The organism is Streptomyces sp. NPDC007863, assembly GCF_040633895.1.
Taxonomy (GTDB): Bacteria; Actinomycetota; Actinomycetes; order Streptomycetales; family Streptomycetaceae; genus Streptomyces.
Window position 1 is genome coordinate 56366 of record NZ_JBEYEI010000021.1, and the last position, 18512, is coordinate 74877.

General features: G+C 71.6%; 17 protein-coding genes. 7 read left to right on the plus strand and 10 right to left on the minus strand.

Annotated elements, in window-relative coordinates; genetic code table 11:
* Positions 1-19 precede the first annotated feature (19 nt).
* The 6 genes from ABZ621_RS29430 to ABZ621_RS29455 form a co-directional block, all read right to left on the minus strand.
* Positions 20-1585: an APC family permease gene (locus tag ABZ621_RS29430; RefSeq protein ID WP_360609463.1), complete on the minus strand. Its 1566-nt coding sequence runs from the start codon at positions 1583-1585 to the stop codon at positions 20-22.
* A 292-nt stretch (positions 1586-1877) separates the two neighbouring features.
* Positions 1878-3335 carry an aldehyde dehydrogenase family protein gene (locus ABZ621_RS29435; RefSeq protein ID WP_360609464.1) on the minus strand — a complete coding sequence of 486 codons (1458 nt, stop codon included), beginning with the start codon at positions 3333-3335 and terminating at the stop codon, positions 1878-1880.
* Complete coding sequence (locus ABZ621_RS29440; RefSeq protein ID WP_360609465.1) at positions 3332-5059, minus strand: D-aminoacylase; 1728 nt, start codon at positions 5057-5059, stop codon at positions 3332-3334. The genes ABZ621_RS29435 and ABZ621_RS29440 overlap by 4 nt, the downstream gene beginning before the upstream one ends.
* 198 nt (positions 5060-5257) lie before the next feature.
* On the minus strand, positions 5258-6382 hold the full coding sequence (locus ABZ621_RS29445) for an LLM class flavin-dependent oxidoreductase (RefSeq protein ID WP_360609466.1): 1125 nt from the start codon (positions 6380-6382) through the stop codon (positions 5258-5260).
* Positions 6383-6472: 90 nt separating this feature from the next.
* A complete protein-coding gene (locus tag ABZ621_RS29450) occupies positions 6473-7234 on the minus strand; it encodes an SDR family NAD(P)-dependent oxidoreductase (protein ID WP_360609467.1) in 762 nt (253 codons plus the stop codon).
* Between the two features lie 11 nt (positions 7235-7245).
* Positions 7246-8163 (minus strand): TIGR03619 family F420-dependent LLM class oxidoreductase, encoded by a 918-nt coding sequence (locus tag ABZ621_RS29455; protein WP_360609468.1) that lies wholly within the window; start codon positions 8161-8163, stop codon positions 7246-7248.
* 140 nt (positions 8164-8303) lie between these two features.
* Between ABZ621_RS29455 and ABZ621_RS29460 the strand changes: the two genes are divergently transcribed.
* Positions 8304-8576 carry a hypothetical protein gene (locus tag ABZ621_RS29460; protein WP_360609469.1) on the plus strand — a complete coding sequence of 91 codons (273 nt, stop codon included), beginning with the start codon at positions 8304-8306 and terminating at the stop codon, positions 8574-8576.
* Positions 8573-8965 carry a DNA-binding protein gene (locus tag ABZ621_RS29465; RefSeq protein WP_360609470.1) on the plus strand — a complete coding sequence of 131 codons (393 nt, stop codon included), beginning with the start codon at positions 8573-8575 and terminating at the stop codon, positions 8963-8965. The genes ABZ621_RS29460 and ABZ621_RS29465 overlap by 4 nt, the downstream gene beginning before the upstream one ends.
* A gap of 18 nt (positions 8966-8983) precedes the next feature.
* Here the strand turns inward: ABZ621_RS29465 and ABZ621_RS29470 are convergent, their stop codons facing one another.
* Positions 8984-10210, minus strand: a complete 1227-nt coding sequence (locus tag ABZ621_RS29470; RefSeq protein WP_360609471.1) for an amidohydrolase family protein — start codon at positions 10208-10210, stop codon at positions 8984-8986.
* Positions 10211-10364: 154 nt separating this feature from the next.
* Between ABZ621_RS29470 and ABZ621_RS29475 the strand changes: the two genes are divergently transcribed.
* The 3 genes from ABZ621_RS29475 to ABZ621_RS29485 all read left to right on the plus strand — a co-directional run bounded on the left by ABZ621_RS29475 (position 10365) and on the right by ABZ621_RS29485 (position 15121).
* A complete protein-coding gene (locus ABZ621_RS29475) occupies positions 10365-13400 on the plus strand; it encodes a BTAD domain-containing putative transcriptional regulator (RefSeq protein ID WP_360609472.1) in 3036 nt (1011 codons plus the stop codon).
* Between the two features lie 218 nt (positions 13401-13618).
* The gene (locus ABZ621_RS29480) at positions 13619-13828 is read left to right on the plus strand and encodes a hypothetical protein (RefSeq protein ID WP_360609473.1); all 210 of its coding nucleotides are present in this window, start codon (positions 13619-13621) and stop codon (positions 13826-13828) included.
* A gap of 468 nt (positions 13829-14296) precedes the next feature.
* Positions 14297-15121 carry a hypothetical protein gene (locus tag ABZ621_RS29485; RefSeq protein ID WP_360609474.1) on the plus strand — a complete coding sequence of 275 codons (825 nt, stop codon included), beginning with the start codon at positions 14297-14299 and terminating at the stop codon, positions 15119-15121.
* 169 nt (positions 15122-15290) lie between these two features.
* Here the strand turns inward: ABZ621_RS29485 and ABZ621_RS29490 are convergent, their stop codons facing one another.
* Positions 15291-15494 carry a hypothetical protein gene (locus tag ABZ621_RS29490; protein ID WP_360609475.1) on the minus strand — a complete coding sequence of 68 codons (204 nt, stop codon included), beginning with the start codon at positions 15492-15494 and terminating at the stop codon, positions 15291-15293.
* A gap of 173 nt (positions 15495-15667) precedes the next feature.
* Between ABZ621_RS29490 and ABZ621_RS29495 the strand changes: the two genes are divergently transcribed.
* Entirely contained in the window at positions 15668-16402 is a 735-nt protein-coding gene (locus ABZ621_RS29495; protein WP_360609476.1) for a DUF6879 family protein, read from the plus strand.
* A 30-nt stretch (positions 16403-16432) separates the two neighbouring features.
* Positions 16433-17323, plus strand: coding sequence for a helix-turn-helix transcriptional regulator (locus ABZ621_RS29500; RefSeq protein WP_360609477.1), 891 nt, complete (start codon positions 16433-16435; stop codon positions 17321-17323).
* Between the two features lie 46 nt (positions 17324-17369).
* Here the strand turns inward: ABZ621_RS29500 and ABZ621_RS29505 are convergent, their stop codons facing one another.
* A complete protein-coding gene (locus ABZ621_RS29505; protein WP_360609478.1) occupies positions 17370-17900 on the minus strand; it encodes a hypothetical protein in 531 nt (176 codons plus the stop codon).
* Positions 17901-17902: 2 nt separating this feature from the next.
* A complete protein-coding gene (locus tag ABZ621_RS29510; protein ID WP_360609479.1) occupies positions 17903-18442 on the minus strand; it encodes a matrixin family metalloprotease in 540 nt (179 codons plus the stop codon).
* Positions 18443-18512 lie beyond the last annotated feature (70 nt).

Below are 18512 nucleotides of genomic sequence, written 5' to 3' on the forward strand. Positions count from 1 at the left end.
GTGTGTGCGTGGTGCCGGATCAGTCGGGGACCACCAGGGACGGGGTCTCCTTCGTCAGGACCTCGCCGCGGAAGAAGGCGGGGCTGCGGCGCTGCATCCACAGCATGAGGACGGCGCCGAGGACGAGGAGGCCGACCGCGATGACGAAGACGGAGCCGACGCCGAAGACGGCGGAGCCGGAGCCGTAGGCCGGGTCCCACATGTCGTAGAGGGTCTTGCCGAAGACCGCGGTGAGCATGAGGCCGCCGAGGGCCGGCATGAGGCCCTTGAAGGTGAGGTCGCGGGCCGAGCGGAAGAGGTCGGCGCGGAAGTACCAGACGCAGGCGAAGGCCGTGATGCCGTAGTAGAAGCAGATCATGAGGCCGAGCGCGTAGATGGTGTCGACCAGGACGTGCTCGCTGACCAGGGTCATGACCGTGTAGAAGACGCCGGTGGCGACGCCGGCGACGACGGTGGCCTTGCCGGGGGTCTTGAAGACCGGGTGGACCTTGGTGAAGGACTTCGGCAGCGCCTCGTACGTGGACATGGCGAGGACCGTGCGGGCGACCGGGATGAAGGTGGTCTGGAGGCTCGCGGCGGCGGAGGCCAGGACGGCGACGAAGAGCAGGACGCCGAGGACGGGGCCCATGACCGGCCCGGCGAGGGCGGCGAAGACGTTGTCGGAGGTCTCCGGGTTGGCGAGGCCGAGGCCCTGGTCGCCGGAGCCGACGGCCATCTGCGCGGCGATGCCGGTGGCGAGGTAGGAGCCGACCAGGACGACCATCGCGATGAGCGCGGCGCGGCCGGGGGTCTTGTCGCTGCCGACGGTCTCCTCGTTGGAGGCCATGCAGGTGTCCCAGCCCCAGTACATGAAGATCGAGAGGGAGAGACCGGCGGTGAAGGCGGCGAAGGACTGCACCGCGAAGGGGTTCATCCAGGACCAGGAGAAGTCGACCGAGGTCTCGAAGGAGCCCGCCTTGGAGAGGGCGAGGGCGACGAAGACGGCGAGGACGACGAGCTGGAGGACGACGAGGGTGTACTGGACGCCCTTGGTGGCCGTCATGCCGCGGTAGCTGATCGCGGTGGCGGCGGCGATGAGGGCGAGGCAGGTGAGGATGTGGACGGCCTTGTTGTCGTCCAGGGCGGCGATCGACTCGCTGCCGGTGATCTCGCCCGCGAGGAGCCAGAAGTACGAGGTGGCGACACCGGCCAGGTTGGAGAGCACGATGATCGTGGCGATCACCAGGCCCCAGCCGCACATCCAGCCGATCTTCGGGCCGAAGGCCTTCACGGTCCAGGTGAACGAGGTGCCGCAGTCGGGCATGGCCCGGTTGAGCTCCCGGTACGCGAAGGCGACGAGGAGCATCGGGAGGAAGCCCGCGAGGAACACGGCGGGCATCTGGAGGCCGACCTCGCCGGCGGTGGAGCCGAGCGTGGAGGTCAGGCAGTAGACCGGGGCGACGGTGGAGATGCCGATGACGGCGTTGCCGAAGAGGCCGACGGAATTGCCGCCGAGGCCCTTCTTGCGGACGCCGCCGGCGTCGCCCGGGGCGGTCGCGCCCCTTACCGTGTCTCCGGCCTGGGGCCGTGCTTCCACCTGAGTCATGAACAGGACGTTAAGTGCTGCGGTTTCCTTATCCGGAGGGTCCAACTCCGCTCAGTTGATCGATCATCGCCTTGCATTGCGAGGGCAGATCGGGGCACTCGCCAATGATTGAAAGATCGACCAACCCGAGGGACCGACCAACTGGTAGGTCGGCCGCCGGGCGTCCGATATGCGGGAACCGCAGCAAAGGGCGAAATGTCCGTTTCCAAATTTTCCCGAGGAATTTTCCCGGGCGCCCGCCGGGCGGCCGGAACCCTTGGGAGGACTGGGTTCCGGCCTTTGTACCGACCGGTCAGCCCGGCCAGACGAGCGCCTGCGTCTCGCTGTAGGCGTGCAGGGCGTAGGACCCCACGTCCCGCCCCACCCCGCTCTTCCTGAAGCCGCCGAAGGGCGCCTCCATGTTCCGGCCGATGGTGTTGATCCCGACCCCGCCGGACCGCAGCCGCGCCGCGATGCGGAAGGCGCGGGCGACGTCGCCGGACCACACGTAGTCGATCAGGCCGTAGTCGCTGTCGCCGGCGAGCGCGATCCCCTCCTCCTCGTCGTCGAAGGGGACGACCACGACGACGGGACCGAAGATCTCCTCCCGCACGACCCGCATCTCGGCCGTGCAGTCGGCGAGCAGCGTCGGGGCGACGTAGAAGCCCTTGGCGAGGTCCGGGCGCTCGCCGCCCGTGACGATCCGGGCGCCCTCCTTCCGCCCCAGCTCCACGTACGCCTCCACCCGGTCGCGGTGGGCCGCCGAGATCACCGGCCCGACCACCGTGCCCCGCTCCGCCGGGTCCCCGACCTTCAGGTGTCCGGCGTACGCGGCCAGCCTGCCGACGAGCCGCTCGTAGATCCCGCGCTGGGCGAGGACCCGCGTCGGGGCGGTGCAGATCTGGCCGCTGTAGAAGGAGAAGGTCGTCCCGATCCCCAGCACCGCCGCGTCGAGGTCGGCGTCGTCGAGGACGAGGGCGGCGCCCTTGCCGCCCAGCTCCATCAGCTGCCGCTTCATGGAGCGGCCGCAGACCTCGCCGATGGCCTGGCCGACGGCGGTGGAACCGGTGAAGGAGACCATGTCGACGTCCGGGGAGTCGACGGCCGCCTCGCCCACGGCGGGCGCGGAGCCGGTGACGAGGTTGACGACCCCGGCCGGGACACCCGCCTCCTCCAGGGCGCGGACCATGGCGAAGACCGACAGCGGGTCCTGCGGGGCCGGCTTCACCACCACGGTGTTGCCCATGGCGAGCGCGGGGGCGATCTTGCCGGCCGGGTTGGCCCAGGGGTTGTTGTACGAGGTGACGCAGGTGACGACGCCGACCGGGCGGCGCACCGCGACGGCCCCGAAGACCCCCGCCCGCCCCATCGGCCCGGCCTCGTTGATCTGCGGCGGCAGGGCCTCCTCGACGGGCTCCAGGGCGCCCCGCGCGTACCGCCGGAAGCGCGCGGAGCCGACGGCGACCTGCATGGCGCGGGCGGTGGCGGTGGTGGCGCCGCTCTCGGCGCGGGCGAGGGCGGTGTGCGCGTCGGCGTCCCTGGCGATGATCGCGGCGGCCCGGTCGAGGATCTCGGCCCGCTCCCCGGGCTTCGTCCGCGACCAGGACCGGAAGGCCTCGCGGGCGGCGGCGGCCGCCTCGTACACCTGGGCCCGGGAGGCCTCGGGCGCGAGGCCGACGAGCTCCTCGGTGGCGGGGTCGGTCACCTCGTAGTGCCCGCCGTCGGGCTCGGTCCACTCCCCGCCGATGTAGAGCCTCTCGCGGATGGTCATCGCGTGCTCACCGTCCTCGTGTCGCGGCCCGAGCGCAGGACGCGCCCGGGGATCGCCCCGGTCACCTCGTCGTCGCGGACCGTCTCCACGCCGTTGACGCGTACGGAGACGATGCCGACGGCGCGCGAGTCCAGGCGCGGGCTGTCGCCGGGCAGGTCGTGGACGAGGGTCGCCGGGCCCGCGTCGATCCGCTCGGGGTCGAAGAGCACCAGGTCGGCGTGGTAGCCCTCGGCGATCCGACCGCGCTCGCGCAGGCCGAAGAGCCGGGCCGGGTCGTCGCTGAGCATCTTCACGGCCCGCTCCAGCGGCACCAGCCTCCGGCCGCGCAGGCAGTCGCCGAGGAAGCGGGTGGTGTACGGGGCTCCGCACATGCGGTCCAGGTGGGCGCCGGCGTCGGAGCCGCCGAGGAGCACGTCCTCGTGGTCCCAGGTCTCGCGGCGCAGCGCCCAGGAGGCGGGGTCGTTGTCGGTGGGCATGGGCCACAGCACGGTCTTCAGGTCGTCGTTGGCGCAGATCTCGACGAGGCACTGGAAGGCGTCCTGGCCGCGTTCGGCGGCGATGTCCTTCACGACCCGGCCGGTCAGGCCCTCGTTCTCGCGGCTGTACGTGTCGCCGATGACGTACCGGCCGAAGTTCGCGAGCCGCCGGAAGACGCCGGCCTCCTTGGAGTCGGCGCGGCGCAGCAGCTCGGCGCGGACCTCGGGGTCGCGGAGCCTGGCGACGCGCTCGTGGAGGGGGAGGGAGAGGACCTCCCCCCATCCGGGGATGAGGTTGAGCGCGCAGAAGGTGCCGAGGGACATGTTCATGGGCGTGAGGATCGGCATGGTGAGGGCGACGATCCGGCCGCCGGACTTGCGGGCCCGTTCGGAGGCGGTGAGCTGGCGGGGGACGCGTTCGGGGACGGCGGCGTCGATGGTGAGGACGTTCCAGTTCAGGGGGCGTCCGGCGGCGGCGGTCATCTCGACGAAGAGGTCGATCTCGGCGTCCGAGAACTGGTCGAGGCAGCCGGCGAGGATCGCCTCGATCTGGGTGCCCTCGTGCTCGCCGACGGCCTTGGAGAGGGCGATCAGCTCGGCGGGGGCGGCGTGCCGGGAGGCGACGGGGGCGCCGTCGCCGTCGGAGTGGGTGGAGGACTGGGTGGTGGACAGGCCCCAGGCGCCGGCCTCCATGGCCTCCTTGAGGAGGGCGGTCATCCGCGCGAGCTGCTCGTCGGTGGGCTGCCCGCCGACGGCGTCCTCGCCCATGACGTACCGGCGCAGGGCGCAGTGCCCGACCATGAAGCCGGCGTTGACGGCGATCCGGCCCTCCAGGGCGTCGAGGTACTCGCCGAAGGAGGACCAGCTCCAGTCCACGCCCTCTTCGAGCGCGGCCAGGGCCATCCCCTCCACCTTGGACATCATGCGGCGGGTGTAGTCGGCGTCCTCGGGCCGGCCGGGGTGGAGCGGCGCCAGGGTGAACCCGCAGTTGCCGCCGGCGACGGTGGTGACGCCGTGGTTCATGGAGGGGGTGGCGTACGGGTCCCAGAAGAGCTGGGCGTCGTAGTGGGTGTGCGGGTCGACGAAGCCGGGCGCGAGGACGAGGCCGGCGGCGTCCTCGGTGGTGCGGGCGGCGGCGCCGGGCGGCGGGAAGGTGATCCGCCCCTCCTGGATCCCGACGTCCGCGACGTACGCGGGGCCGCCGGTGCCGTCCACGACGGTGGCGCCCTTGATGAGGTGGTCGAGCATGGCGATCCCTTTCTGTACGTGGCGTCCGCACGCGGGTGTGCCCCGGCCGGAGCCGCCGCGGAACGGCCGCCGGCCGGGGCGGGTACGGGGCGACGGTCCGGGAAGACACCGCCCCGCGCTCTTCGGTGTGCGTGGGGGCGGGCGCCGTCCCGCGGGAACGGGCCGGGCCCGGAACGCGGAGGCGCCGCCCCGGAGGGGCTACGCGCCCGACGCCTGGCGGAAGCGGGTCGTGCGGTGGACCGGGTCCGTGTCGATCTCGGGGATCACGTGCTCGCCGATCAGCTTGATCGAGTTCATCGTGTCCTCGTACGAGATCCCGATCGGGAGCCCGAAGGAGAGCTGGTCGGCGCCGGCCTGCTCCCAGCGCCGGCACTGGGCGAGCACCTCGCCCGGGTCGCCGCAGATCATCAGCTCCTCGGCGATGAGGAGTTCGATGATCTCGGCGGAGTACTCGGGGAGGAGTTCGGGCCACTCGGGGATGCCCTCGGGCCGCGGGAAGGTGTCGTGGTAGCGGAAGAGCAGCGACTGGAGGTAGTTGAGCCCGCCGCCGACCGCGATCTCGACCGCCTTCTCGTGGGTCTCGGCGCAGATCGCCGTGGACGTCACCATGACGTTGTCGTTGACGAAGTCCCCGACCGCCTTGGCCTCCTTGATGGCGTTCTTGTAGGACTCGACGACCCATTCCATGTCGGAGACCTTCTGGACGCTGAAGCCGAGCACGCCGAGCCCCATCTTCCCGGCCATGGCGTACGAGGACGGGGAGCCGGCCGCGTACCACATGGCGGGGTGGGACTTGCCGTACGGCTTGGGGAGGACCTTGCGGGGCGGCAGGGACCAGTGCTTGCCCTGGAAGCCCGCGTACTCGTCCTGGAGCCACATCTTGGGGAACTCCGCGATGGTCTCCTCCCAGATCTCCTTGGTGTGGTTCATGTCCGTGATGCCCGGGAAGAAGCCGAGGATCTCGTGGGAACCGGCACCGCGCCCGGAGCCGAACTCGAAGCGGCCGCCGGAGAGGTGGTCGAGCATGGCGACCTTCTCGGCGACCTTCACCGGGTGGTTGACCTGGGCGAGCGGGTTGAAGATGCCGGAGCCGAGGTGGATGCGCTCGGTGGCGTGGGCGAGGTAGCCCAGGTAGACGTCGTTGGCCGAGAGGTGCGAGTACTCCTCCAGGAAGTGGTGTTCGGAGGCCCAGGCGTACTTGAAGTTGTGCTTGTCCGCCTGGATGACGTACTCGGTCTCCTCCATGAGGGCCTTGTGCTCGGCTTCGGGATCGGTCTCGGCGCGCTTGCCGACGTATCCCTGTACGAAGATCCCGAATTCCACGGAAGTCACCGTCCTCGTGAGTTTCTGACGTGTCGTCAGATTCTTGGATGCACTGCGCCGTGTCAATACCTGACGATCCGTCAGACATGCTCAGAACAGGGAGACGCCCGCCAGCCAGCCGCCGTCGATCACGAACGGCTGCCCCGTCACGTACGAGGAGTCGTCCGAGGTCAGGAAGAGGGCGAGGGCCGCCACCTCCTCCGGGCGGCCGATCCGGCCGAGCGGCACGAGCCTGCGGTACAGCTCGCCGGTGGCCGCCGGGTCCACCCCCTCCGGGTTGCTCATGGCGGTGTCGATCGCGCCCGGACAGACCGCGTTCACCCGGATCCCCTTCGAGGCCAGCTCCAGGGCCGCCACCCGGGTCAGCCCGAGCACCGCGTGCTTGGAGGCCGCGTAGGCGCCGACCCCGGCCATGCCCGTCACACCCGTGTACGAGGCGGTGTTGACGATCGTGCCGCCGCCGGCCGCCGCGATCTCCGGCGCGACCGCCCGGATCCCGAGGAAGCAGCCGGTCTGGTTGACGGACACGATCGCCTGGAACTCCTCCAGGGGCGTGGCGAGCAGCTCGTTGAAGCGGAGGATGCCGGCGTTGTTCACCAGGCCGTCGATCCTCCCGAACCGCTCCTTCGCGGCGGCCACCGCGCCCGCCCACTCATCCTCGCGGGTCACGTCCAGGCGGACGTACGCGGCCCGCTCCTCCCCCAGCTCCTTGGCGAGGGCCTCCCCCGGCCCGTCGAGCACGTCGGCGAGGACGACCTTCGCCCCCTCGGCGGCGAAGAGCCGCGCCTCCTGCTCGCCCTGCCCGCGCGCGGCCCCCGTGACGATCACGACCCGCCCGTCCAGCTTGCCCATGCGCACACTCCCTACAGAAGGGGGGCGACCTCCGACCCGAAGGCCGCCATCTGGTCGATGAGTTCGGTACGGCTCCGGCTGCGGAACCGCACCTGGATCTGGCCGACGCCCATCGCCCCGTACTCCCGGAGCGAGGCCGCCAGCTCCTCCGGCGCGCCGGAGAGCGTGCGCCGCCCGGTCTCCCAGCCGGGGGCGCCGACGTACAGCGGCTCGGCGATCGCGCCGAAGACGAAGGGCTCCGCGATCCCGGCCTCCTCGCGCAGCCGCCGGATCCGCCCGATCCCGCGGGCGAGCACGTCCCGGGGGTCGCCCTGCGGCAGCCAGCCGTCGCCCTTGAGCGCGGCGCGGCGCACCGCCGCCGGGGAGGAGCCGCCGACCCAGACCGGGACGCGTTCCTGCGCGGGCCGGGGCCGCTGCCCGAGGTCCTTGAAGGCGAACCGCTCGCCGAGGTGCTCCGGGTACTCCTCCGGTCCGAGCGCGGCGCGCAGCGCGTCGAGCGTCTCGTCGAGGACGCCGCCGCGCCCCGCGAAGTCCGCCCCGACCGCCTCGAACTCCTCCTGCACGTGCCCGGCGCCCACCCCGAGGACCAGGCGGCCGCCGGAGAGGTGGTCGACGGTCGCGTACGCCTTGGCGGTGACCAGCGGATGCCGCAGCCCGACGACGGCGACGTGCGAGAGCAGCCGGACCCGCTCGGTGGCGGCGGCCAGGAAGGAGAGGGTGGCGACGGGGTCGTACCAGACGGTGCTCATCCCGGCGGCGAGCCGGCGCGGGATGGCCACGTGGTCGCAGCAGGCGACGTAGTCGAAGCCGTGCGCGTCGGCGGCGCGGGCGACGGCGAGCAGATCGGCCGGCCCGGCGGCGGCCTCCCAGGTCTCGGCGTAGATCACGGACTGGGACTGGACGGGCAGCTGCATCCCGTAGACCACCATGGTGCCCCCTCATCCTCATCTGACGCTTCGTCAGTTACGGCGACGGGGCCATGCTGGCGGCTGACGGGTCATCAGGCAAGGGGGTGGAGGGAGGGAGGGATTAACAATCGAATTATTAATTTACTGCTATCATTCGCTCCATGAGCGAGCAGCCCGGCCCTGGCGAGGGCCCGACCCGCCCCGTCTCCGTCTCCCTGCACGAGGGGACGATCGCCGCGCTCAAAGAGCGCACCGGCAGGCGCGGCATGTCCGCCTACATCGAATCCCTCATCCAGCGCCAGCTGGAGCGGGAGCGGCTGCGCGAGCTGATCGAGGACGCCGAGGCGGAGCTCGGTCCCGCCGACGCAGCCGCTGTCGAGGTGAAGCGCGCGTTGCTCCGCGGCGAGGCCGCGAAGTCGGCGGACGCCGCGTGAGCGGGACCCTCGTCCTGGACTGCGAGGGACTGTCGCTGCTCGTACGGCGCTCCGCCGATCTCCTCGAATGGCTCGTGGCCGCCGAGGCTGAGGACATCAGGGTCGTGACCAGCTCCGTCACCCTCGTCGAGGCCCGGGACGCCCGAGTCCCACAAGCCCGCTTCGACTACGCCGTATCCCGCGTGAACGTGATCCCGCCCAGCGAGGCGATCGCCCGCCTGGCGTGCAGGCTCCTGGCGGACGCCGGCCTGCACGGCCACGAGTACGCCCTGGACGCCCTCGTGGCCGCGACCGCACTGTCCTCGCCGGCGCCGGCGACGGTCCTGACCTCGGATCCGGAGGACCTGACCGCCCTGTGCGGGCCCGGCATCCGCGTGATCAAGGTCTGAGGGACCCCGACCCTCACCTCACGGCCGCCACAGCCCCTCCGGGCTCAGCCCCAGCAGGTCGACGGCGTTGCCGCGGACGATCCGCTCGACGACGTCCGGCGCCAGGTGGCCCATCTGCGCCTCCCCCACCTCCTTGGACTTCGGCCAGGTGGAGTCGGAGTGCGGGTAGTCCGTCTCGTAGAGGACGTTCGCCGCGCCGATCGCGTCGAGGTTCCGCAGCCCGAAGGCGTCGTCGAAGAAGCAGCCGAAGACGTGCCCGGCGAAGAGCTCCGACGGCGGCCGGGTGACCTTGTCGGCGACCCCGCCCCAGGCCCGGTTCTCCTCCCAGACGACGTCCGCCCGCTCCAGGATGTACGGGATCCAGCCGATCTGGCCCTCCGCGTACATGATCCGCAGGTTCGGGAAGCGTTCGAACTTGCCGCTCATCAGCCAGTCGACCATCGAGAAGCAGCAGTTGGCGAAGGTGATGGTGGAGCCGACGGCCGGCGGGGCGTCCGCCGAGGTGGACGGCATCCGGCTGGAGGAGCCGATGTGCATCGCGACGACCGTGCCGGTCTCGTCGCAGGCCCGGAGGAAGGGGTCCCAGTGGTCGGTGTGGACCGAGGGCAGCCCAAGGTGCGGCGGGATCTCGGAGAAGGCGACGGCCCGGACGCCCCGGGCGGCGTTCCGCCGCACCTCGGCGGCGGCCAGCTCCGGGTCCCAGAGCGGGATGAGGGTGAGCGGGATCAGCCGCCCCCGCGCCTCGGGCCCGCACCACTCCTCGACCATCCAGTCGTTGTAGGCGCGCACGCAGAGCAGCCCGAGCTCCCGGTCGGACGCCTCGGTGAAGGTCTGGCCGCAGAAGCGCGGGAAGGTCGGGAAGCAGAGCGCGGACTGGACGTGGTTGACGTCCATGTCGGCGAGCCGGTCCGGCACGGAGAACGAACCCGGACGCATCTGCTCGTACGTGATCACTTCGAGCCGTATCTCGTCCCGGTCGTAGCCGACGGCCGTGTCGAGCCGGGTGAGGGGCCGGTGAAGGTCCTCGTAGACCCACCAGTCGCCGATGGGCCCGTCGTCGCCCCGCGCGCCCATGACGGGCGCGAACTTGCCGCCGAGGAAGGTCATCTCCTTCAGGGGGGCGCGGACGATCCGCGGGCCGGTGTCGCGGTACCGCGACGGGAGCCGGTCCTGCCAGACGTGCGGGGGCTCCACGGTGTGGTCGTCCACCGAGATGATCCTGGGGAAGGTCTCCTGGGTCTCCATACCTCCCACGGTAGCGCCGATCTGACGAACCGTCAGCTATCGTGACGCCCGGCCCCGGTCACAGCTCCTCCACAAGCGCGCCCCGATGCTGACGCGCTCCCTCCGGACAAGGCAGACTGTCTGGGGCGATACCACCGGCAGGGCAGGGGGAGCCATGGGTCAGGACAGAGGGCCGCGCGTCCCGGCGCAGGCCCCCGGCACACGGGAGGCCGGGGCCGCCCTCGGCGTGCCCCGACAGCGGCCGGGAGCGGGCGGAACCGGCCGGTCCGACGGGGACACGACGGCCGAGGACTCCCCCGCGGCCGCTCTGCGCTTCGGCGTGCTCGGCCCCGTGCGGGCCTGGCGGGGCGAGGAGGCGCTGGCCACCGGTTCGCCACAGCAGCGGGCGGTCCTGGCCGCGCTGCTGCTGCGCGGCGGGCGGACGGCGACCGCCGCCGAACTGATCGACGCGCTCTGGGGCGAGGAGCCCCCCTCGCAGGCGCTCGCCGCGCTGCGCACGTACGCCTCCCGGCTCCGCAAGGCACTCGGCGCCGAGGTGCTGGTCAGCGTGGACGGCGGCTACGCGCTGCGGACCACCGCGCTTGACCTCACCCGGGCGCGGGAGCTCGCCGCCGAGGCCGAGCGGCTGCGGACGGGCGGCGACCGGGCCGGCGCGCGGGACCGGCTCGCGGAGGCGCTCGACCTGTGGGACGGCGAGGTGCTGGCCGCCGTCCCGGGGCCGTACGCCGAGAACCAGCGGACCCGCCTGGAGGAATGGCGGCTCACCCTCCTGGAGACCCGGCTCGACATCGACCTGGAGGTCGGCGCGCACGCCGAGGCCGTCTCCGAACTGACCGCGCTCACCGCCGCGCACCCGCTGCGCGAGCGGCTGCGCGAACTCCTCATGCTCGCGCTCTACCGCGGCGGCCGGCAGGCCGAGGCGCTCGCCGTGTACGCCGACACCCGCCGCCTCCTCGCCGACGAGCTCGGCGTCGACCCGACCCCGGAGCTCTCCCGCCTCCAGCAGCGCATCCTGCAGGGCGACGCGGAACTGGCCCGCCCGGTCGAGGAGCAGACCCCGGCGGCGGCACCAGTCGCCCGCCCGGCCCAGCTCCCCGCGACCGTCCCCGACTTCACCGGCCGCGCGGCCTTCGTACGGGAGCTGGGCGACCGGCTCGCGACCGCCGAGGGCTCCGTCATGGCGGTCTCGGCGCTCGCCGGCATCGGCGGGGTCGGCAAGACCACGCTCGCCGTGCACGTCGCCCACGAGGCGCGCCCGCACTTCCCGGACGGACAGCTGTACGTCGACCTCCAGGGCGCGGGCGCGCAGTCCGCGGCGCCGGAGACGGTCCTCGGCTCCTTCCTCCGCGCGCTCGGCACCCCGGACTCGGCCATCCCGGACTCCCTCGACGACCGTGCCGCCCTCTACCGCTCGACGCTGGACGGCCGGCGCGTCCTGGTCCTCCTGGACAACGCCCGGGACGCCGCCCAAATCCGCCCGCTGCTGCCCGGCACGGCGGGCTGCGCGGCCCTCGTCACCAGCCGGATCCGGATGCTCGACCTGGCGGGCGCGCACCTGGTGGACCTGGACGTGATGTCCCCGGAGGAGGCGCTGCAGCTCTTCACCCGGATCGTCGGGACGGAACGCGTCCAGGCGGAACGCGAAGCGGCCCTCGACGTCGTCGCGGCCTGCGGCTTCCTGCCGCTGGCGATCCGCATCGCCGCCTCGCGCCTGGCGGCCCGCCGCACGTGGACGGTGTCGGTCCTGGCCGCGAAGCTCGCCGACGAGCGTCGCCGCCTCGACGAGCTCCAGGCCGGCGACCTCGCCGTCAAGGCCACCTTCGAGCTGGGCTACGGCCAGCTGGAACCGGCCCAGGCGAGGGCCTTCCGCCTCCTGGGCCTGGCGGACGGCCCCGACATCTCCCTGGCGGCGGCGGCAGCCGTCCTCGACCTCCCCCTGTGGGACACGGAGGACCTCCTGGAAGCCCTGGTGGACACCTCCCTCCTGGAGTCCGCCGCCCCCGGCCGCTACCGCTACCACGACCTGGTCCGCCTCTACGCCCGCGCCTGCGCCGACCGCGACGAGCACCCCCCGACGGAGAAGGCCGCGGCCCTCTCCCGGCTCCTCGACTTCTACCTCTCGACGGCGGCACGGGTGTACGCCATCGAACGCCCCGGCGACCGCCTGGTCGACCACCTGGAGCCGACCGAGTACGAAGGCCTCACCTTCACCGACCGCCACCAGGCCCAGGACTGGCTCTACGCCGAATCCCACTGCCTCCTCGCCTGCGTCCGCCACTCCGCCACCACCCCGACGACCCTCCGCCGCGCGGTCGACCTCCTGTGGGCGTCCCTGGACCTCGGCGAATCCGGAGCCGACTCGCGGGAGTTCGAGGCGACGGGCGCCGTCGTCAGGGACGCCGCCCGTGCCCTCGGGGACGACAAGGCCGAGGGCCGCGCCCTCACCGTCCTGGCGGGAGTCCACCACACGGCGGGGCGGTTCCAGGAGGCGGACCGCGACGCCGAGCTCGCGCTTCCCTGCGCGGAGAAGGCCGGCGACCCGGTGCCGGCGTGCTGGTCCGCCAACGCCCGGGGCATCATCGCGCTCTACCAGAACCGCTTCGCCGAGGGCGAGCAGCACCTCACCGAGGCCATCGAAAGGTTCCGGGAGATCGGCGACGACCCCGGCGAGGCGAGCGCCCTCTGCAACCTGTCCCGGATGCACCTGGCCATGGGGCGGACGTCGAGCGCGATCGGGCTGGCCCTCCGCGGCACGGAGATATACGACTCCATGGGGCACGCCCTCCGCGGCGCGAACGGGAGGTACGCGCTGGGGCTGGCGCTCACCCAGGACAACCAGCTCGCCGCGGCGGGCGAGCGCCTGCAGGAGGCCCTGGCCGTCTTCGCCGACAGCAGGCAGCGGCTGTGGGAGGGCATGACGCTGTTCCGCCTCTCCGAGGTGGACCTCGCCGCCCGCCGGTACGCCCAAGCCGCGTCCAACGCCGAAATGGCCCTCACGGTGCTCCGGGGCATCGGCGGCGAGTGGCGGCGGGCCAACGTGCTCACCGTCCTCGGGCGCGCCCTCTACCAGCTCGGCCAGAGCGGCCGGGCTCAGGCGTGCTGGCACGAGGCACTGGGCGTCTTCGACGCCCTCGACTCCCCGGAGGCGGCGCAGGTGCGCGCGCTGCTGGCGCCGGCCGCGGCCGCCTAGACGGCCTCCGCCAGCGCGTTCATCGTTCGTTTATCGCCACCCGGCATGCTGGTTCTCACAACAGGCCGCCGCGTCGGGGGACGGGCGGCCCGGTGCGAAGGCCGACAACCCGGGGGTTAGGGTGGTCGGCCCGGGAGATCCGGCCGGTTTTCCACGGGGGAAAGGGTCGGCCGGATCTCCTCCTCTTCTTCTTACTTCACACGCAGGAGTTGACGAGCATGACCGACCCGCTGAAGCAGGACCCGATCATCAAGCCCCTCGACATGCACGCCACTTCGACGCCCGCCGTCGATGCCATCACCGAGAAGATCACGGGTTCGGCCGAGGCGGACATCACCACCAAGGACATGCACGCCACCTCCGAGCCGGCCGTCGACGCCATCACGGAGAAGGTCGTCGGCGAGGGCAACACCGCCCCGGCCAAGTAGGCCACTCCCCACGGGGATGACGGCACCGGCGGCGACTTCGGGGGAGTTGCCGGTGCCTCCACAGGGGGCCGGTCGACGGGGGAGCGCGCGGTACGGGGGAAGTCCGGCGGAACCAGGGGGGATCCGTCCGGGCGGTGACCGCGCGCGACGCGACCAGGCAACCGCACAGGAGGGGCCGGGCTGATGCCCGGCCCCTTCGGCGTGCGCCGCGCTCACGTCCCCCGCCGCCCCGAAGCTCAAGCTCCGACCTTCGAGCCGTCCTTCTATGGAATGGATACGGGCCTGGACTGAACCCGCCCTACCACCCAGCGAGTTGACCCGCAAGCACGAAGAGTCGCCGAGTTGCCACAGAGCGTCATATGCCTCTACCGTGCCCCTGAACCTGCGAAAACAGGCGACCCCCGCAAGGTGCTACCAACACCCGCGGGGGTCTCGCCACAAGACCGAACTCTCCAGAGGAGTCGACCCATGGCTGCCGCCGATTCTAGTGACGCCGTTCATCCCCTGGCCAATCCCGGCTACGGCAAACGCACCGCGCCGTACCAGGAGCCGCGCGGCCCTCAGGACTTCGCCCATCTCCCGGCCCGTGAAGCCGCCGTCGCCGCCTACGTCGACCGCCTGCCCGACGGCAGCGACATCTCCGTGAAGACGCTGGCCAAGCACCTCCCCTATGGCCAGTGCGCCCTGCGTACCTCCCTCAACCGCATCCAGCGCGCCGGTCACCTGCGCCGGGGGCGCGAGCACCTCGACGGCAAGTGGATCACCCGCACCTGGTTCTCCCGCGCACCTCGCGACAGCGCCTGGTGGGCCGCCTTCCAGCAGGGCGACGTGCCCCGGGAGGCCAAGAAGCAGACCCGCTCCCGCGCCTACGTCCTCCTCGCCGCTCTCGGACGCGAGAACTCCGCCCTGTCCCTCTCCCACATCGAGTGCCGCTCCCTCGTCACCCTCGTCGAGGAGTGGTTCGCCCGGGACGCCGACGAGACGTACATCCTGCGCGCCCTGACCAGCGGCCTCCCCCAGCCCGTCCACCACCCCGCCGGCCTCGTGCGCCGCCGCCTCACCGACAAACTCCCACCCCTGCCCATCCGCCGCGAACCCGCGCCCCCACGCATCCTCGAATGCGGAAAGTGCGGCGCCCCGGGCTACACCGATACCCTCCACGACGGCGACTGCGCCCCCTGCCGAGGCGAACTCCCCCCACTCCCGCGCCCCCGCCCGGCTTCCCTCCCCGCCCCTCAGGTCCGCGCCCACGCAACCGAGATCCGAGAGCAGCTGGAAGCCCGACGCGGCTGAGCCCCGCGCCCGCCCTACCGCCGGTGGCACGGACACTCGCACTTGCGCACGAGCAGAATCTCTCCGCCGGAGTGCGGCAGGGGTACGTCCCGGGTCTGTCGGCACCATGCGTGAACGTCTCCGTAGCCAGACCGCCGGCCGAGTCGGCACTCGGCGGACAGGGCACGCTTCACGCCTTGGGGCATCGGATGTGCTCGTACTCGACATCGGGCATTCCTTCACGGGCGCCGATGATCCTGAGGCGACGGGCCATCTCGTCGGACGCGATGATCCTCCGACACCTCGGACACGACTGCCCGTCCGGCGCGGCGGTTCCGTACTCGGGCACTCTCGTGGGGCGGGCGTCGGAGGCTGCTGCGGACGTCTTGGCCATGCGTGCTCCCCACATCGGTCACGGTTGACGAAATCGACGGTAGGGAAAGGAAGTTGGGGAAGAGGGAGAATATTCTCGACTATTCTCACGTGGCCGTCGGGAATTCCTCGACATTCGCAAGAGGTCCCGGGCACTCTGTGTCTCGTCGTTCGACTCGGAAGAGGTGATCGAGCATGACGCGAAGGCTGCGCTTCAACGGCACGGGGTCCGGCGAAGGAGGATGCCCGGCGGTCCACGAGGACGTGGAGTCGGGCGAGGTGATCGTTCACGGGCCGCCCCTGACAGACCCGGGGGACTTAAACCAGCTCAGGCACCTGGGCGAGGGCGAGGTCGCCGTCGTCGTGCCACGAGAGCTCCTGACCGACTGGGCACCGAAGGACAGGACACGGCAGGCGCGGATCATCGATCTCGACGCGTTCGGCATGCTCTTCGAGAACTTCGAGCACACGGCATGGCGACTGGAGACCCGCCGTAGGTACGCGTCCGACGAACTCACCGACACGTACGGGCAGTTCCTACGGGGCGAGGCCCCTGCATGGGACCTGGAAACGCCGTGGGCCCGGACCATCAAGGAGAAGACCACAGGCGGGGCGATGGTCTGCCGGGTGCGGATCATCGATACCCCACCCACCGACGGGCAGCGTTACCTCACGGCCCACGCCGAGAAGAACGAGGCGCTCGGGGAATCCATCCGGAACCTTCCTCGCGCACAGGCCGATACTCTCCGGCTCCCCGCCGAGGACTTCTGGTTGTTCGACAGCCGACTCGTGGCACTGCTCCGGTTCGACGGCGAGGACAACCTCGTCGACGTGGAGTTGATCACCGAGCCGGCCGAAGTCGTCCGGTACGCCATGATCCGAGATGCGGCGTGGCATCAGGCCGTGCCCTACCGGGAGTTCACGGCATAGCCAGGCAATCAGAAGAAGAAACGAGTACCGGTGAGCGGCACGGACTATCAGAGGGCACGCGCGGAACTGGGGCGGAGGCTGCGAGAGCTGCGCTCCGAGAGTCCTCACGGCTGTCTCACCGGTATCGCCCTGGCGCGGTTGCTCGACTGGCCCCAGTCGAAGATCAGCAAACTGGAGAACGGGCGCCAGACCCCCACTGCGGAAGACCTCCGGGCCTGGGCGGACGTCACCGGGCACCCGGAGGTGTACGAGGAACTGCACGCCCGCTTGAGGGGCTTCGAGTCGCACATCCGGTCATGGCGACGGCAACTCGCCGCAGGGCAACGCCCCGTGCAGGAAGCACACAACGCGGCACAAGCGAACGCGACGGTTCTTCGAGCCTGGGAATCGTCCTGGGTCGTCGGCGTCCTCCAGACCCCCGACTATGCACGTGCGATCCTCAGCAGCTTCGCGGAACTTCACCAGACACCGCGGGATGTCGAAGAAGCAGTGCGCTCCCGCATGAGGCGACAAGAGGGTCTGTACGACGCGAGTAAGCGGTACCACATTCTTCTGTGGGAAGGGGCGCTTCACGCCCGGGTGTGCCCTCCCGAGATTCTGGCGGCCCAGCTGGACCGCCTCATGGGCACTGTGGGCATGGACACCGTCCGACTCGGGATCGTGCCTCTGGACGCCGCCCTGCGAATACCTCCCGGCAATGGCTTCTGGATCTACGACGATCGCGTGGTCACGGAGACCTGGCACGCCGAACTGTGGCTCGAGGATGCGGAATCCCTGGCTACGCACCTTCGCGTGTGGGAGACGCTGCACCAGTCGGCCGTGTTCGGCCCCGATGCCCAGCGTCTGATCGGCAGGGCCCGACGCTCCATGGACCACGGTGAGGACTACGGCGCGGCGCCGGATCCTCGGGCCACCGCATGACCGCGGGGCGCGGCAACCGCGCCACACCATCGGCCACGCACGGCACTCACGCCCCCTCGGCGCAGCCCTCCGGGGGCGGGGCGATCGCGCCGCCGGAGACGTGGGCCGTCCAGCGGGTGAGGGCCGAGTCGGGTTCCTGTTTGGCGTAGCGGGCGTAGCCGTCGCCGTAGGCGGGGTCCTGGGTGTAGCCGACGACGTAGGTGCGGCCGGGGAGGAGGACGGGGTACTGGGGGTCGTGGCTCGTGTAGCGGCCCTGAGGGTCGCGGCCGACGCCCTGGCCGAGGGTGAGGGCGGCGGGGACCTCTCCCTTGAGCGGCCGCAGGACGCGGAGGCGGACGCGCTGGATGCCGCCGGGGCCGCCGTCGGTGTCCGGGTCGTAGCCGACGACCGATTCGACGGCGGCGTAGGCGAGGTGGGTCATGGCGGCCGGTACGTACTCGTCGTGGGAGAGATCGGGGAGGCAGAGGGCGTGCACGGGGGCCGTACGGGCGGTGAGGGCTTCCGTCGCGGCCCAGGCGGTGGCGCCGAGGACGAGCGTCCCGGCGAGGGCGAGGCCGGCGATCCGGGATCGGTTCATGGTCACTTCCAGAGCTTGCGGTAGTTCGCCTCGTCGCGGTCCGTGGGCGCCGTCGGCGGGTTGTCGGGAACCTTCGTCCACATCACCGAGGCCCAGGTGTCCGGCTTGTGGCACAGGCCGAGGGCGTGGCCGAGCTCATGGACGGCGATGTGCCGGCGAGAGCCGCGATCCTTGTAACGGCCGTCCAGGTAGTACGCGTTCAGGTGGATGTAGTCGACGCCGGGCTTGCCCTGCCAGTAGCCCCCATGGCCGTCGGCCTTGGAGTAGTCACGCCACTCCAGGTCGTTGACGCTTCCGGCGTCGTCGGGTGCGATCTTCACCAGACCGAGCGACCAGGCCCGGTGGGCCCAGGTCAGAGCGTCGTTGTACTTGCTGTCGTCCTCCCAGCGGAGCTCCTTGCCGTCCACGCTGGAGTCCCCGCGGGTCTCGGACTCGCCCGCGACGCACGGCGCGGGACCGGCCTCGGCACGGGCGGCGTGCGGGCTGAGGAGCTGGGCCGCCGCCAGGACGGCGGCGACCGTGACGGGACCGGCTGCCGGCATGGGGGCTCCTCGCGCGATCCAGGAACGGGTCTCGGAGCGTATCCGCAGGTCCGGAGCCGGGAAGGGCGGA